The sequence below is a fragment of the Brevibacterium sp. SMBL_HHYL_HB1 genome (assembly GCF_018208375.1).
Lineage (GTDB): Bacteria > Actinomycetota > Actinomycetes > Actinomycetales > Brevibacteriaceae > Brevibacterium > Brevibacterium intestinavium.
Window position 1 is genome coordinate 745,074 of sequence record NZ_CP062936.1, and the last position, 13,804, is coordinate 758,877.

Consider the following 13,804-nt stretch of genomic DNA (forward strand, 5'->3'; position numbering starts at 1 on the left):
ATGAACCGCGCTTCTAGGTTTTTGCGCGCTATCGGGTCTCTCGTGTTCCTCGGGGCCGGACTCTTCTACACCCTCGCCCCACCCCGCACAACAACGTCCTTCTTTGACACCCCGTTCCCCGCTATCGCGTGGGGGGCGGTGTTCGTGTTCGGCGGGATCGTGTCGCTACTCGGCGTCATCACACGCTACGTCCACGTTGAACGGTTCGGGGTCTTTGCGATTGTCGTTGCCGGTACGTGTCTTTCAACCGGGCAAGCGTTCGTAATGTTCGATCTTCCGATCACATGGACGCGCGGCGGCGGATTGCTGGCGTATGTCGGGTTCACACTGTTCGCGTTTGAACGTTGGTGCAGGCTAGGGGCTGACGAACGTGCGATAAACGCCGTTGCGGATGCGGGGTGAGCATGGATTCAGACATTATGAAGCTCATTATCGGTCTCGGCGGAATCGCGCTGTCTGGCGGTGTCGGCAAGCTTGTCTATGACTGGATTCATGGCCGGGTGATGAAAGAAGAATCCGCTGTCGCTCAGTGGCAGGGTATCGCCCGGTCACGGTTGGACGAGATCCGCAAGCTGAAGGCGCGGCTTGCGTGGTTCGAAACGCATTATGCGTTGCTGTGGCTCGCCTATGAGCGGTTGCCTCCACCTGACAAAGAGTCGTTTCCGTTCGCGCCTCCGCCCCCGCCCGATAAGGCGGACAACGATAAAACCTGACCCGCTTCACGGCGGGTCTTTCCAATTCACGGCATCCCTTCGGGGGTGCCTTTTTTAATGCCCGAAAGGGGTAGATCATGGCACGAAACTACGATTTCGCGTTCAAGGAATCTTCCAACAGTTCCACACGCTCGCATTACGGCCACGGCTCGAAGCCAACCGGAATCACCATTCATCACTGGGGTTCGACGGGTCAGAAGTTCGAAAACGTGGTGGCATGGCTGAGAGGGCCGAAGGGCGGCACCTCTAACCGGGGTTCGTCGGCTCACTACGTGGTTGAGGCTGGGCGCGTGAATCAGCTTGTGGGTGATTCTCGCGCCGCTTGGCACGCCGGTTCCACAGCGGGCAACGGCTCGACTATCGGCATTGAGTGCCGTCCGGAAATGTCGGATGGGGACTGGGCAACCCTCGTGCAGCTCTGCGCTGACATTGAGGAAGAGCACGGTTCCATGAAGTACTACGGCCACAAGGACTGGAAGAGCACCGCGTGCCCCGGATCGTACTACGCACAGCTCGGGAAGCTCGTGAAGGACGTGAACGCGGAGCACGCCGCACGGAAGAAGGGCGGAACGACCGCCCCGAAGCCTTCCAAGCCGTCCAAGCCCTCTAAGCCTTCGAAGCCAACCCGTCCTGTGGGCGAGGTTCCCGGCCCCGGCTATGACTTCCCGTGGCCGTCCGGCCATTACATCGGCCCGAAGTCCGGCCCGGACCGTTCGCATTCCGGGTTCTACAAGAACCGCAAATGGTCCGGTCAGTATGACGAGGTGTGGCTTAAGCGGTTCGTCTCTCAGCTCGCGCTGCGCGGGTGGAGTGTCGGCAAGGGCAAGACGTACCTGTCCAAGTTCGGAAACGACGGTCGTTACGGGGCTGAGTATGAGGCACTGATTCGCGCATTCCAGAAGTCGCAGGGTCTCGCGATTGACGGTCTCGGTGGCCGCGACACATGGGACGAAGCTTTCAAGAAGCCTGTGACCTGATGAAACCCACAGCGGCTCTTATCGGGGTCGCGCTCGGGCTGGGACTGCCCATCTATCTCATTGGGTGGGCGGTCCTGGTCCTCAGCTTCATTGACCTCTTCTGAAAGGACAACATGACCACTTCTACACAAGTGCAGCACCCCAACCGGGCGTCGGTGCGCACTTTCATACAGACGCTCATTCCGGCCCTGGCTCTGCTGGTCGTTGCCGTGCCGCCGTTCGTTGACATTGTGCTTGACGAGGTGGACAAGGCTGGCGTGAACCTTCCCGAATGGCTCTATCTGGCCCTGACTGGCGCGTCAGTGGCTTGCGCCCTGGTCGCGGCGATTGTCGCCCGCGTCATGGCGATTCCGGGCGTTGAGAAGGTGCTTGAGCGCATCGGCATCGGCGCGGAGCCGAAGCGCGCACGACTGGAACGGCTCGCCGCTGAAGAGACGGACGAGACACCCGTTCCTGACGATTACGAACCGAAGCACTGAAGGAGGACGGAGTGCCACCGATTGAAGATATGACCCCTGAAGAGATTCAGGAGTGGATGGACGCTCTTGAGAAGGAAATGCTGCGACGGCAGAACCTCGCACTCTTCCAAGAGAAGCAGACTGAACTTCACGAACAGTTCCGCAATAACGGCATGTTGCCGAAGGCGGATTTCGGTGAGTGGGAGAAGCCTGAAGAGTCAGTAGACGCTTATGGTGTGGGTGATGTTGTCACCCGCAACGGAAAGGTTCGTCGCGCGAAGGCTGGCATGGTTGTGTGTGAGCCGTCGTGTGACGAGCATTGGGAGGATGCAGGCGAAGAGCCTGAAGATGAATGAGGAATGCCCCTCACTGCCTTGACTGGCGGTGAGGGGCTTTTTTCTTATCCCTGGGCATGTTCAAGCTGGGCCACCCTGCCGCGCGAAATTTCGAGCACTGCCGCAACGTCGGAGACGCTGAGGTGCTTAGCGCGAAGTTCCCGCACGATTTCCCGATTCTTCGATCCGGCCTCGGCTTGGAGTTCGATCGCTCGGGCGGTCGCCTCTTTCGATTCTTTGATCTTCTGGGTGAGGTCGCCTAGCTCTGGGATGATGTGGATTTCTGCCTCAGAGTGGTCCACATCGGGTTCAAGGGTGTCCAGGTAGTCGATCACCTGCTGTTTGGCGTTGGCGAGGATGCGAACCTGAGTGGCGTGGTCTTCGTCAATTTCGAGTTCCCAACCGCCCGACCACTGCCGGGCGGTGACGTTGATGGTGCTCATTTCTCGACCTCCTTGATTGCCTTGAGCGTGTTTCGCGTTACTGCCGGTGACAGTTCGCGGGTCTGGGTGATGACCACCGGGCGGCTGAGCTTCGGGTGTGACCACTTCTCATGGTCTCCTTTGCCCTGGCTGGGGGTGAATCCCGCCCGCTTCAGGAGCTTCACCATTTCGCTGTACTTCATCGGCTTTGTCATAACTATAGTTTAGCCCCCCTATACAGTCAATGTCAAGGGGGGCTAAACACTTTCGCGTCAGAGGCTCCTGGACTGAAGCGCGGTGATAGCTCGGGCAACGGCTTTAGTGATCGAGGTGAACGATTCAGCGTTGCGCTCGCTGTGATGCAGCAGGACGCGCGCCTTGCAAATATGCTCGACGGCGACGCTGCCACTTGCGGTCATATTGCCCTGTAGAGCGGTTCCTAGCGCGGCGTTTAGCTTCGCCCGGTCCTCGAAGTCCATGAAGCCAATGAGGGCGGCTGTGAGTGGTGCGCTGAGTTCGTGCATGGTGGTCCTTTCGGTTCTTCGCTGGGCCTGTGCCCTTGCGGGTGCCGGGGGCCATTCGCCCCCGGCTGGGGTGGTTAGAGTGCGGCTGAAATGGTTTCTACGATCCGCCCGTTGGTGGCAACTGCTCGGGGGGCGAGTCCTGCCCGGTCGCAAGCTTCGGCGGCGAGGATCGAGAACACTACGCGGCTGCCGTGATCGGTGGTCTTGTTTGAGAAGTAGGTCAGCGCGTCAATGAGCTGTTTGGTGTTGAGTGCTTTCGCGTAGTTGCGGGTTTTCTGTGTGGCGCTCATGGTGTTGTCCTTTCGGTGTTGGCTGGGCCGGTTGCCCCTGCCTGTACCCATAACTATACACCCTATCCGTAGGGTGTGCAAGTGGGTAAAGAAAAGGCCGGGGAAGCCCCGGCCAGTCCCTCAATCCCGCGCTTCATCCTCATAACGGATCGGCACTCGACCCGTCAGCCGCGCCGCGCTCGCGTGATAGAACGAAGGCGGGAAACGGTCTGTCTCTTCGTCCCATGCGTTTTTGTTCCACCTTGGCACAACGGCTTCACCGTTCGCCCTGTAGTCCTCTGTCAGCTCGTCAGAGAGGGCTTCGGCCTCATACAGTGCGCGAATCGTCCCGTCAGTCACGGGCGTCTTGCCCGATTCCTGCCGTCGAGCGTTTCGCGAGTCCATACCTGCTAGGCGGGTGAAGTGGTTCAGTGTCAGCCCGATTGCGGTCAGGCGTGCCCGGAGTTCCCCAGCGTGCATAGTGATCCCTTTCGTTAGTTCGTGATCCGGCCAAGTGTCAGCACGGCCTCATTGGTTTGCGACACCGCACGCGACAAGGCGAGAACCTGCCGTGAGACGTGCTGAATTCGCCGCTCTGGTGCCTTCGGCTTCGCGGTCGTGACCGTGCGCTCATACGCCTTATAGAGTACGTCGGCGTAATCGAGTTCAATCGCCGCTTGTTCGCCGTCCGCGCCGCCGACACCTACGGCGAACGTGCGCGCCTTCGCTAGTGCCATGTGAACGCCCATGAGCGTGTCACGGTCGATCTTCGGGGCTGCGGTTGCCGCGTCAACCTCTTTGACGATTGCGGCGGCGTGATCCTGTGCTTTCATGGTGTGTTCCTTTCGGCATGGCCGGGGGCCGAAGCCCCCGGCACGGGGTGGAGGGGTTCAGGAAAGTTCGATAACTTCGGTCCAAACGCGCTTGCAGTCGGCAACCATTCCGTCAGGCTGGTCGCGGAGCTTCCGGGCGTCCACGTTTGAGAACTTGACGGCGTATGCGACGTTCCCGGTCTCGGCACGGTATCCGCGCCCGTTCTCGTCCCGCTTCATCGTCCCGTCAGCGTTCCTCACGTAGTCCTTTTCCATGTAGGCGACGACCTTCACGCGCGCCGGGATCGACTTTCCGCCCTGCTCGCGGATCAGTTCACCGTTCACGAAAACGCGCTTCTTGTCTGTGGCCGTGTAGGTGATTTCGGGCTTCGCGGACTTGAGTTCTTCGCGCTCGGCCTTGAGTGCTTCAATCCGCGATTCGAGTTCTGCAATTTCTGCTGTGATCTGCTCGGCGGTGCGGTTCATGGTGCGTCCCTTTCGGTTTTAGCTGGGCCGGTTGCCCTTGCTGTTGTTAACAACTATACACCCTATCAATAGGGTGTGCAACCCCGCCCCCGAAAGAAATTTCACAGGGGCGGGGCCGAGATCACTTCGCCTCTTCGATCACCCCGGCGATCTCGATAACTCGAATCGAGTTCCCGCCCTTTCGCCACGGTGCGCCGCTCTTCAGCGAAATGACTTCCCTGATGCCACTGTCGCCGCCGCGCTCAAGGAGGGGCCGCAGGAGGTAGCGCGCGCCGCGCTTGCCGATCAGGTGTGTTTCAGTGGTCTCGGTTCCGTCTGCGTAGGTGAAGGTGAGGCGTTCAACGTCGAACATGGTGTCGCGAAGCGTCACTGTGCCGTCCTGGTCGGTGGTGAGTTCGGGAATGGTGTTCATGGCGGTCCTTCCGGTTCATAGCTGGGCCTTGTGCCCGTGCTGTTGAAATCAACTATACACCCTATGGATAGGGTAGGCAAGTTCGGAAGTGCAGGGAATCGGGGTTGCACACCCTACGGATAGGGTGTATAGTTGTAGGTACAGGCAGGGGCAACCGGCCCAGCCCACAAGATTGGAAATTGAATAATGGACACCAGCGAAGGCTCAACCTACATGCGACTCTGGGACCGCGAGATGGACCTGGCAGCAGAACGACGGGCAGCACACGGAGCACTGGTCAAGGCTTACCGCCTACGGCACGTGATCCACCCGCCTGAGAACATCGGCGGTCACGCTTACGCAATCTGGATGGACGCGGAACGTGACCGCAAGCGCGAAATGGTTCAGGGTGCGGCTCGCCACTACCGTGAGATCGCGAAGGTGCACGCTGAAGCGAAGCGCGAACTTGACGAGTACGTGGCCGCGAACGCGTGATATGAGGAAGCCCCCGGCATTACGCCGGGGGCTTTTTCGCGTCTGCCCGTGGGCATATTTTGGGCATAATCACCCCATAAGAGTCGATAAGAGGCGATAAGAACCGATAAGCAAAAACCCCTAGAACAAGCGGAACGCGGCCCTCACCTGCACCTAAGAACGGGTTCAAGTCCCGTTACTCACCCCGATCGGAAGGCCCCGTGAACCGTTGGACACAACGCACGGGGCCTTCGTCATGCCGACTCACCGATTCTGGTCTCGGCCATTGCCGGGTCCACGCACGATAATGGTGGTTATGACCATCGACTGCGCACTCACGGTCGTCGGCAGCATCAACGCCGACATCACCGCCAGCACCGAGCGTCTGCCGGCACCCGGTGAGACCGTCGGCGGCGGACGACTGTCGCGATCGCCCGGCGGCAAGGGCGCGAACCAGGCTGCTGCGGCCGCGCGCCTCGGCGCCCGCACCCGGATGGTCGGTGCCGTCGGCCCCGATGCCGAGGGCCGGGCGATGAAGCAGGCCCTGCAGGAGGCCGGAGTCATCGTCGATGACATCGCCGAGGCGACGGTCGAGACCGGGACCGCGCTGATCATGGTCGATGCCGCCGGCCAGAACCAGATCGCCGTGTGCGAGGGCGCGAACGCCGCTGTCGGCGTCGACGAGGTGACCTTCGCCGACGATGAGACCGTGCTCACTCAGCTCGAGATCTCCATGGATGTCATCAGCGAGCTCGCCGCCCGTGTGCCCGGGTATCTCGTCATCAACGCCGCCCCGGCCCTGCCTCTGCCGGCCGAGGTCGTCGACCGGGCCGATCTCATCATCGTCAACGAGACCGAATACCGCCTCCTGCCGCAGCTGGAATCAGCGAAGCTGGTGGCCGTGACCTATGGCGAACACGGTTCGGCCCTGCTGTCCCACGGTCGGCAGGTGGCCTTCGCCGAGGCGCTGCCGCGGACCCCGGTGAGCACCGTCGGCGCCGGTGATGCCTTCTGTGCGGCCCTGACCATCGGGCTGCGGTCGGGACTGACCGGCGAGGCGGCCCTGCGCGCAGCCAACCGAGTCGGGGCCGCAGCCGTGATGGACCCCTCCGCGCGGCCGGACTTCCGCCGCTTCGACCACTACCTCGATGCCTCGACCACCACCTCGAAGGAGCAGCGATGACCGCAGACAACGATGACGCCCTGTTCACCGGCCTCAGCGCCTTCCCGCTGACTCCGCTGCACGGTGAGGACCTCGACGAGGAGGCCTACATCGGCCTCATCGAACGCCTCGTCCTTGCCGGCGTCGATTCGATCACGGCGCTGGGATCCACCGGCTCCTATGTCTATCTCGATCCCGAGGAACGTGCCCGTGTGGCGCAGCTGAGCGTCGATTCCGCCCTCGATATCCCCGTCTTCGTCGGCATCGGGGCGCTGCGGACACGGGATGTGCTGGCCAATGCCCGCACCGCCGAGGCGGCCGGTGCGAAGGGACTCCTGCTCGCTCCCGTCAGCTATCAGCCCCTGACCGATGACGAGGTGTTCGCTCTCTTCCGCACGGTCGCCGAGGAGACATCACTGCCGATCGCGGTCTACGACAATCCGGGCACCACGCACTTCACCTTCAGCACTGAGCTCTATGCCCGACTGGCCGAACTCGAGGCCGTGGCCTCGATCAAGATTCCGGGCGCTGCGCTGTCACCGACCGGTTGGGACGAGCGCATCGGTGCGATCCGAGACGCCGTCGGCCACGAGGTGACGATCGGCATCTCCGGCGACGCCTTCGGGGCCGAGGGACTCATCGCCGGCTGCGACGCCTGGTACACGGCCGTCGGCGGCACCCTGCCCGAACCTGTGCTCGCGATCACCCGAGCCGCCGAACTGGGCAATGCCGAGCAGGCGCGTGAACTCTCGGCCGAGCTCCAGCCGCTGTGGGACCTGTTCGCCGAATACGGCGGCAGCCTGCGGGTGACCGCGGCCATCGCCGAACACCTCGGGCTCGTCGGTGACCACAGCCTGCCGCTGCCGATCCACGGACTCGACGAGGCGGCGAGGGCCGAGGTCGCGAAGGTCATCGAGCAGCTCGGCCTCGTCTGACTCGCCTCAGCGCTCAGCCGTGCGCCGAGGCGAGCCAGCCGGGCTGGTCAGCCGGTGGGCCGTTCAGTCGATCGAACCGATGGGCTCGCGCTTCTCGGCCTGGAACTGGTCCTCGGCGCGGCCGCGGGCCCAATACGCCGAGATCGACAGTGCCTCTCTGGGCACCTCGCGCTCCTTGAGGAACTTCCTGATCGTCTTGATCGTCTCGCGCTCGCCGTGGGCGAAGACCTGCGGTGTGCCCGGCAACCAGTCGAGATCGCGGACGGAGCTGATGAGCTCCTCGTCCGAATCCACCCATGCGACTTCGATGCCGGCCGGGACGGCGGGCAGCACACGGTCGGCCTCGGCGACGTGGGCCAGGACGACACCGCGAGCGTCCTCGGGCATCGCCTCCAGAGCGGAGCTGACTGCCGGGAGGGCGGAGTGGTCGGCGATGAACAGGTGCCAGTCGGATTCGGCCGAAGGAGCGTATTTGCCTCCGGCCCCGGACAGGACGAGCGTGTCACCGGGCTGGGCGGCCTTCGCCCAGGGCCCGGCGATGCCGTCATCGTCGTGGATGACGAAGTCGATGCTCAGCCACTTGTCGTCCTCATCGATCTCGCGGATCGTGTAGGTGCGCCTGCTCGGCAGCTTCTCCGGGGACTGCTCCCGCAGCTCGGTCAGATCATAGGGCGGGACGAGTCCGTGGGCGGGGTCGGCGAAGAGGAGCTTGACGTACTTGTCGGTCGCATCGTTCGACACGATGTTGTCGAAGGTGTCCCCGCCGAGGCGGATCCGGACGAGGCGCGGGGAGACCTCGGTGACGTCGAGGACGGTGAGGATGGCCTGCTGGCGGGCCGGACGTGCACTGCGGGCGGGAGTGTTCTGTGTGGTGGTCATGTACGACCTTTCTGCAGGGGTCCTTCCGCTCCGGGGCCCGCGTCGTGGGACGGGTGGGCCGCCTCGGCGCAGAATTTCGGTGAGCCTCACCTTATCAGTCCCGGCAGCGGAAAGCCCGGGTGCCTCACGAGCGTTCGGCCATCTCCCGGCGTCGGTCGTCGCGGATGCGTTTGAGACCCTTGACGGATTTGAGCGAGTCGAGGATCGTCACTCCCGGCAGCGCCGAGTTCGGTCCCTTGCACTGCATCATGTCGTCGGGGTCCATGAGCACCACGCGGATGCCGTCGTCCTCGAGGCGGGACAGCGCCTCGGTGAGCATGGTCCTGGCCACCGAGTTGATCTCATTGACCCGCCGCAGGTCGAGGACGAAGGTGTTCGTGCTCGCACCCGGCTCGTCCATGGCCCTGATGACGTTCTCCGAACCGCTCCACTGGATGAGCCCCTGCAGGCTGCAGATGCGGACCATCTTGCCCTGCCCGTCGACGAAGCGGCGGTCGCGGCGGATGATCGAACGGGCCGGCTCCGGAGCGTCCATGATGTGCAGGCTCATCCGGTTCGACAGATCTTGGAAGATCTTCGTTCCGCGCACGCTCGTGCCGTGCTTGTCCAGGCGCGGTGAGAAGGTCGCCACTCCGACCTGACCGGGCATGACGCCGAAGACGCCGCCGGAGACTCCGCTCTTGGCCGGGATCCCGATCTCCGTCATCCAGTCACCGGCGGCATCGTACATTCCGCAGGTCATCATCACTGCCAGCACCTGTCGGTTGACTCGGGGTGAGAGCACGTGCTCGCCGGTGACGGGATTGATGCCGCCGCCGGCCAGGGTCGCTGCCATGATCGCCAGGTCCTTGACGGTGACGAGGATCGAGCACTGTTCGATATAGCCGCGGACGACCTCGTCGGGATCGTCGTAGAAGATGTCGTAGGACCGGAGCATGTTCGCGATCGCGACATTGCGGTAGGCCTCGCGCCATTCGCCGTCGGCGACGTCCTCGTCGATCGTCAGCTCCCGACCGGCGAACCGGGACAGCCCGGCCCGGACGATCTCGGTGCGCTCGGCCAGACCGGCCCCGGGCTCGCCGAGGATCGAGTGGATGGTCATGGCCCCGGCGTTGATCATCGGGTTGAGCGGTTTGCCCGACATCTTGTCCAGCGACAGTTCGTTGAACTTCTCACCGCTGGGTTCGACGCCGACGAGGTCGAGGACGCCGGCCAGTCCCTCCTGCTCGAGGGCGAGGCCGTAGATGAAGGGCTTCGACATCGACTGGATGGAGAACAGGTGATCGCCATCGCCGGCGGAGTACTCGACGCCATCGAGGGTGGAGATGCAGATCGCGAGCTTCTCCGGGTCGGCCGAGGCCAGATCCGGAATGTAGTCCGCGTTCTCCCCGGATCGATCGGGTCGGAAACGGTCGAGCGTCTCATCGAGGAAATCCGGGATGGGCGATCGCATAGCACCTCCTGTGTGAACGCTGCGTGCGGCTGACGGTCATCGGCCGATTCGGCCGACTGCCATTGTCACACATCGCCTGCTCGGCGGCGCTCGTCCAGAGCCGACCCCTGCCGTCCGGGGCGGCCGTCCCTGCCGCTGACCACGCCGACCCGAGCCTTCGCGGCGATGTCCTCCTCGCTCAGTGACCGCTCTAGCCCAACCCGCCCGAGAGCCGCGCATGGATCGCCTCGGTGTAGGCGTTCATGCCGTGCAGCTCCACCGTCGTGCCCAGATTCTCGTACTTGGTCATGATCGCGTCGAGGGCGGCCACGCTCGAGGCGTCCCAGACATGTGAGTCGGACATATCGATGATGACCCGATTCGGATCGTGGGTGTAGTGGAACTGAGTGGTCAGGTCGTTCGAGGAGGCGAAGAAGAGCTCGCCGCGAACGGCGTAGTGGGCGCTCGCCTCGGTGACGGTGCGCTCCACGGTCACGAAGTGCGCGACACGGCGGACGAAGAGGACACTGGCCACGAAGACGCCGACGACGACTCCGATCGCGAGGTTGCCCGTGGTGACGACGACCGCGACGGTGGCGACCATGACGAAGGTCTCCGACTTCGGCAGCGTCCGCAGGGTCGAGATCCGGATCGAGTGCCAGTCGAAGGTGTCGACGCAGACCATCATCATGATCGCGGCGAGCGCGACCATGGGAATCATGCCGACGACATCGCCGAGGACGACGACGAGCAGCAGCAGGAACGCGCCGGCCATGAACGTCGAGATGCGGGTGCGGGCTCCGGAGGCGCGGACGTTGATCATCGTCTGTCCGATCATGGCGCAGCCGCCCATCCCGCCGAAGAGCCCGGAGAGCAGATTCGCCGCTCCCTGACCCCAGGACTCGCGGGTCTTGTTCGAGTGGGTGTCGGTGATCTCGTCGACGAGCTTGGCCGTCATCAGCGACTCCATGAGCCCGACCAGGGCCATGGCCAGAGAGTACGGAGCGATCGTGGACAGGGTCTGCCAGGTCAGCGGCACGTGGGGGATGAACAGCTCGGGCAGGCTCGACGGCAGTTCGCCCTGATCGCCGACGGTGGGAACGTCGAGGGCGAAGACGACGGCGATGCCGGTGATGAGCACGATCGTGATCAGGGGAGCGGGGACGACCTTCGTCAGCTTCGGCATGAGAACGAGCACGACGATGCCCAGGACCAGAAGCGGGTAGACCATCCAGGGCACCCCGATGACATGCGGCACCTGAGCGGCGAAGACGAGGATGGACAGGGCGTTGACGAAGCCGACCATGACGCTGCGGGGAATGAAGCGGATGAGCTTCGCGACGCCTGCCACCGCCAGCAGGATCTGGAACACCCCGGCGAGCATGACCGTGGCGATGAACATGTCCATCCCGTGCTCGCGTGCGACAGGGGCGATGACCAGCGCCACCGCCCCGGTCGCGGCGGAGATCATGGCCGGCCGGCCCCCGAGGAAGGCGATCGAGGTGGCCATGATGAACGCGGAGAACAGGCCGACCTTGGGATCGACTCCGGCGATGATCGAGAACGCGATCGCCTCGGGGATGAGGGCCAGGCCCACGACGAGTCCGGCCAGGACCTCACGGGTGAGCAGCCTCGGCGAGGACAGTGCGGACAGGACGGAGGGCTCGGGCCGGCAGCGGCGGGAATCGTCAGTCTCTCGGGCAGCAATCGGTGTCGTCACCAGCGGAACACTACCCGATGGCCCGCGCGTGCTGACCGCCGGGCCGCGTACCGGCACCTGTGTCGGTCCGCGCGCCTCAGTCCAGGCTGACTCCGGACCCGTGCAGGCGGAGCGACAGGCCCGCGTCCGTGGCCTCGATGTCGGTGAGCTCGAGACCGGCGGGCAGGGAGTCGAGGTCGATGACGATATCGGAGATCGCCGAGGTCAGGAAGCTCGGCAGGGATGCCACGTCGACCTCCGCCGAGCCCAGTCGGATCGTTGTCGCGTCCACCGCGGCGCGTCTGCCCTCGGCCTTCGGTTCGATGCCCACGAGCAGGTCCTGGCCCAGCAGCGAGCCCTTGAGGGCGAGCTGACCGTCAACGGTGGTGAACGTCATCGACTCCGGCAGCGAGGAGTGTTCGGCCGCGAGCGAATCGAGTGTGGAGTGGGACAGCACCGCGGTGGCATCGACGGTGCCGATCGGCCGCGAGGTGTCGGTCGGGACGCCGTAGAGGTCCGCCTCGACGTCGGTGAAGTCGACACCCTCGTACTGCGCCCGATCGGCCGTGATGGCCACCGAGTCGAGTTCGCCTCCGGCCAGTTGGGTGAGCACGGGGAAGCCGTCGACGGAGACATCGGCCTCACCGTAGTCCTCCAGGCTCTCGGCGATGCGCTGCTCGGTGGTGTAGTCGACGATGCGATCGGCGGCGACGACACCGATGATGAGGGTGCCGATGATGACGATGGCGGAGATGATGAGGGTGCGGCGGCGACGCTGTGGCCGGCGGTTCGGCTGATGCGGGTATTCGCGGGTTCTGGCCGTGGTCATGGACTCCATTGTCCCAGTCCGCCGCGGCCGCGGCGGCAGCGACCCATTTACCAGCGAGGACGCCGACCTTAGGATGATTCCATGGATCCCCAGCGCACGAAGAGCATCAGAGCGGTCTCGGCCCGCCTCAACTCCATCCACGCGGCGATGTACTTCTCGCCGACTGTCGGTGCCGAATACGCGAAGTACGGCCTCGAACCGGGAGTCGAGGGCAATCTGGCCGCCCGCTGCGCCCCGCTGGGCCGGGTGAGCCCCGGAGTCGTCAGCGCCTGCTACTACAACTACTCACCGAAGTTCATCGCCGATGCGCTGCCCGGCGTGTGGGAGCGGGTGAGCCCCGAACAGATGGTCCGGGCCCGCTTCGACGCCGTAGCCGCGTACATGGACGAACTCTTCGGCGACCGCGATGACATCGCCCTGCTCACCGAGGCGGCCACGCAGTTGAGCGAGGGACTCGAGCCGGTGCTGGCGGCCATGGACTTCGCCGGCCGCCCCCTGGCCTCGGCCACCGCGGACACGATCGGCCGGCACCGAGCGAACACCGTGTTCGAGAAGCTGTGGGATGCGGCGACGATCGCGCGGGAGTTCCGCGGAGACGGCCACGTCGCCTCCCTGGTCACCGCCGGAGTGCCCGGAATCGACGCCCTCATGCTCGAGGTCGCGACCGGGGCGGGTTTCCGCCCGCGAGCGGCGCAGAAGACCCGCGGGTACACCGATGAGGAATGGCAGACCGCGCAGGCCAGGCTCGCCGAGGCGGGTCTGATCACCATCGGCGAGGACGACCGCGGCTACGATCTGCCGACCATCACCGAGACCGGACGAGACCTGAGGGAACAGGTCGAACAGCTCACCGACGGCACCGTGGCCGCTGCGTGGTCGGTTCTCGACGACGACCGGATCTCCGCCCTGGCCTCTGCCAGCCGCACCCTCGTCAAGGTCATCGCACAGTCCGGTGCGTTCCCCACGAACGTGTTCGCCCAGCCGGTGAGGAAGGCCGGCTGAACCCC

The 13,804-nt window shown here is 64.1% G+C and carries 20 protein-coding genes; 9 read left to right on the forward strand and 11 right to left on the reverse strand.

Annotated elements, in window-relative coordinates; genetic code table 11:
- From IG171_RS03550 to IG171_RS03570, 5 genes are all read left to right on the forward strand, one after another.
- Entirely contained in the window at positions 1 to 402 is a 402-nt protein-coding gene (locus tag IG171_RS03550) for a hypothetical protein (RefSeq protein WP_212129940.1), read from the forward strand.
- A gap of 2 nt (positions 403 to 404) precedes the next feature.
- Entirely contained in the window at positions 405 to 713 is a 309-nt protein-coding gene (locus tag IG171_RS03555; protein ID WP_212129942.1) for a hypothetical protein, read from the forward strand.
- A 77-nt stretch (positions 714 to 790) separates the two neighbouring features.
- On the forward strand, positions 791 to 1,690 hold the full coding sequence (locus tag IG171_RS03560; RefSeq protein ID WP_212129944.1) for an N-acetylmuramoyl-L-alanine amidase: 900 nt from the start codon (positions 791 to 793) through the stop codon (positions 1,688 to 1,690).
- 113 nt (positions 1,691 to 1,803) lie between these two features.
- Positions 1,804 to 2,169: a hypothetical protein gene (locus IG171_RS03565; protein ID WP_212129946.1), complete on the forward strand. Its 366-nt coding sequence runs from the start codon at positions 1,804 to 1,806 to the stop codon at positions 2,167 to 2,169.
- Positions 2,170 to 2,180: 11 nt separating this feature from the next.
- A complete protein-coding gene (locus tag IG171_RS03570; RefSeq protein ID WP_212129948.1) occupies positions 2,181 to 2,504 on the forward strand; it encodes a hypothetical protein in 324 nt (107 codons plus the stop codon).
- 44 nt (positions 2,505 to 2,548) lie between these two features.
- Here the strand turns inward: IG171_RS03570 and IG171_RS03575 are convergent, their stop codons facing one another.
- The 7 genes from IG171_RS03575 to IG171_RS03605 all read right to left on the reverse strand — a co-directional run bounded on the left by IG171_RS03575 (position 2,549) and on the right by IG171_RS03605 (position 5,408).
- Positions 2,549 to 2,926 (reverse strand): antitoxin HicB, encoded by a 378-nt coding sequence (locus tag IG171_RS03575; protein WP_212129949.1) that lies wholly within the window; start codon positions 2,924 to 2,926, stop codon positions 2,549 to 2,551.
- Positions 2,923 to 3,120 carry a type II toxin-antitoxin system HicA family toxin gene (locus tag IG171_RS03580; protein ID WP_212129950.1) on the reverse strand — a complete coding sequence of 66 codons (198 nt, stop codon included), beginning with the start codon at positions 3,118 to 3,120 and terminating at the stop codon, positions 2,923 to 2,925. The genes IG171_RS03575 and IG171_RS03580 overlap by 4 nt, the downstream gene beginning before the upstream one ends.
- 57 nt (positions 3,121 to 3,177) lie before the next feature.
- Positions 3,178 to 3,429 carry a hypothetical protein gene (locus tag IG171_RS03585; protein ID WP_212129951.1) on the reverse strand — a complete coding sequence of 84 codons (252 nt, stop codon included), beginning with the start codon at positions 3,427 to 3,429 and terminating at the stop codon, positions 3,178 to 3,180.
- 74 nt (positions 3,430 to 3,503) lie between these two features.
- Positions 3,504 to 3,719 carry a hypothetical protein gene (locus IG171_RS03590; RefSeq protein ID WP_212129952.1) on the reverse strand — a complete coding sequence of 72 codons (216 nt, stop codon included), beginning with the start codon at positions 3,717 to 3,719 and terminating at the stop codon, positions 3,504 to 3,506.
- A 473-nt stretch (positions 3,720 to 4,192) separates the two neighbouring features.
- Positions 4,193 to 4,531: a hypothetical protein gene (locus IG171_RS03595; protein ID WP_212129953.1), complete on the reverse strand. Its 339-nt coding sequence runs from the start codon at positions 4,529 to 4,531 to the stop codon at positions 4,193 to 4,195.
- Positions 4,532 to 4,588: 57 nt separating this feature from the next.
- Entirely contained in the window at positions 4,589 to 4,996 is a 408-nt protein-coding gene (locus IG171_RS03600; protein WP_212129954.1) for a hypothetical protein, read from the reverse strand.
- A 121-nt stretch (positions 4,997 to 5,117) separates the two neighbouring features.
- Entirely contained in the window at positions 5,118 to 5,408 is a 291-nt protein-coding gene (locus tag IG171_RS03605; RefSeq protein WP_212129956.1) for a hypothetical protein, read from the reverse strand.
- A 186-nt stretch (positions 5,409 to 5,594) separates the two neighbouring features.
- On the opposite strand from IG171_RS03605, the gene IG171_RS03610 reads away from it, so the two are divergent.
- The 3 genes from IG171_RS03610 (at position 5,595) to IG171_RS03620 (ending at position 7,958) form a co-directional block, all read left to right on the forward strand.
- Entirely contained in the window at positions 5,595 to 5,882 is a 288-nt protein-coding gene (locus tag IG171_RS03610) for a hypothetical protein (RefSeq protein ID WP_212129958.1), read from the forward strand.
- Between the two features lie 295 nt (positions 5,883 to 6,177).
- Positions 6,178 to 7,044: a ribokinase gene (locus IG171_RS03615; RefSeq protein WP_212129959.1), complete on the forward strand. Its 867-nt coding sequence runs from the start codon at positions 6,178 to 6,180 to the stop codon at positions 7,042 to 7,044.
- The gene (locus IG171_RS03620; RefSeq protein ID WP_249204016.1) at positions 7,041 to 7,958 is read left to right on the forward strand and encodes a dihydrodipicolinate synthase family protein; all 918 of its coding nucleotides are present in this window, start codon (positions 7,041 to 7,043) and stop codon (positions 7,956 to 7,958) included. Before IG171_RS03615 ends, IG171_RS03620 begins: the two co-directional genes overlap by 4 nt.
- A 63-nt stretch (positions 7,959 to 8,021) precedes the next feature.
- On the opposite strand, the gene IG171_RS03625 is transcribed toward IG171_RS03620, so the two are convergent.
- The 4 genes from IG171_RS03625 to IG171_RS03640 form a co-directional block, all read right to left on the reverse strand.
- A complete protein-coding gene (locus IG171_RS03625) occupies positions 8,022 to 8,837 on the reverse strand; it encodes a siderophore-interacting protein (protein ID WP_212129960.1) in 816 nt (271 codons plus the stop codon).
- A gap of 124 nt (positions 8,838 to 8,961) precedes the next feature.
- Positions 8,962 to 10,290, reverse strand: coding sequence for a glutaminase (locus IG171_RS03630; protein ID WP_212129961.1), 1,329 nt, complete (start codon positions 10,288 to 10,290; stop codon positions 8,962 to 8,964).
- Positions 10,291 to 10,480: 190 nt separating this feature from the next.
- Positions 10,481 to 11,989: a SulP family inorganic anion transporter gene (locus tag IG171_RS03635; RefSeq protein WP_249204018.1), complete on the reverse strand. Its 1,509-nt coding sequence runs from the start codon at positions 11,987 to 11,989 to the stop codon at positions 10,481 to 10,483.
- A 76-nt stretch (positions 11,990 to 12,065) separates the two neighbouring features.
- The gene (locus tag IG171_RS03640; protein WP_212129962.1) at positions 12,066 to 12,797 is read right to left on the reverse strand and encodes a DUF2993 domain-containing protein; all 732 of its coding nucleotides are present in this window, start codon (positions 12,795 to 12,797) and stop codon (positions 12,066 to 12,068) included.
- An 81-nt stretch (positions 12,798 to 12,878) separates the two neighbouring features.
- On the opposite strand from IG171_RS03640, the gene IG171_RS03645 reads away from it, so the two are divergent.
- Entirely contained in the window at positions 12,879 to 13,799 is a 921-nt protein-coding gene (locus IG171_RS03645) for a hypothetical protein (protein WP_212129963.1), read from the forward strand.
- The last annotated feature ends 5 nt before the right edge of the window (positions 13,800 to 13,804 follow it).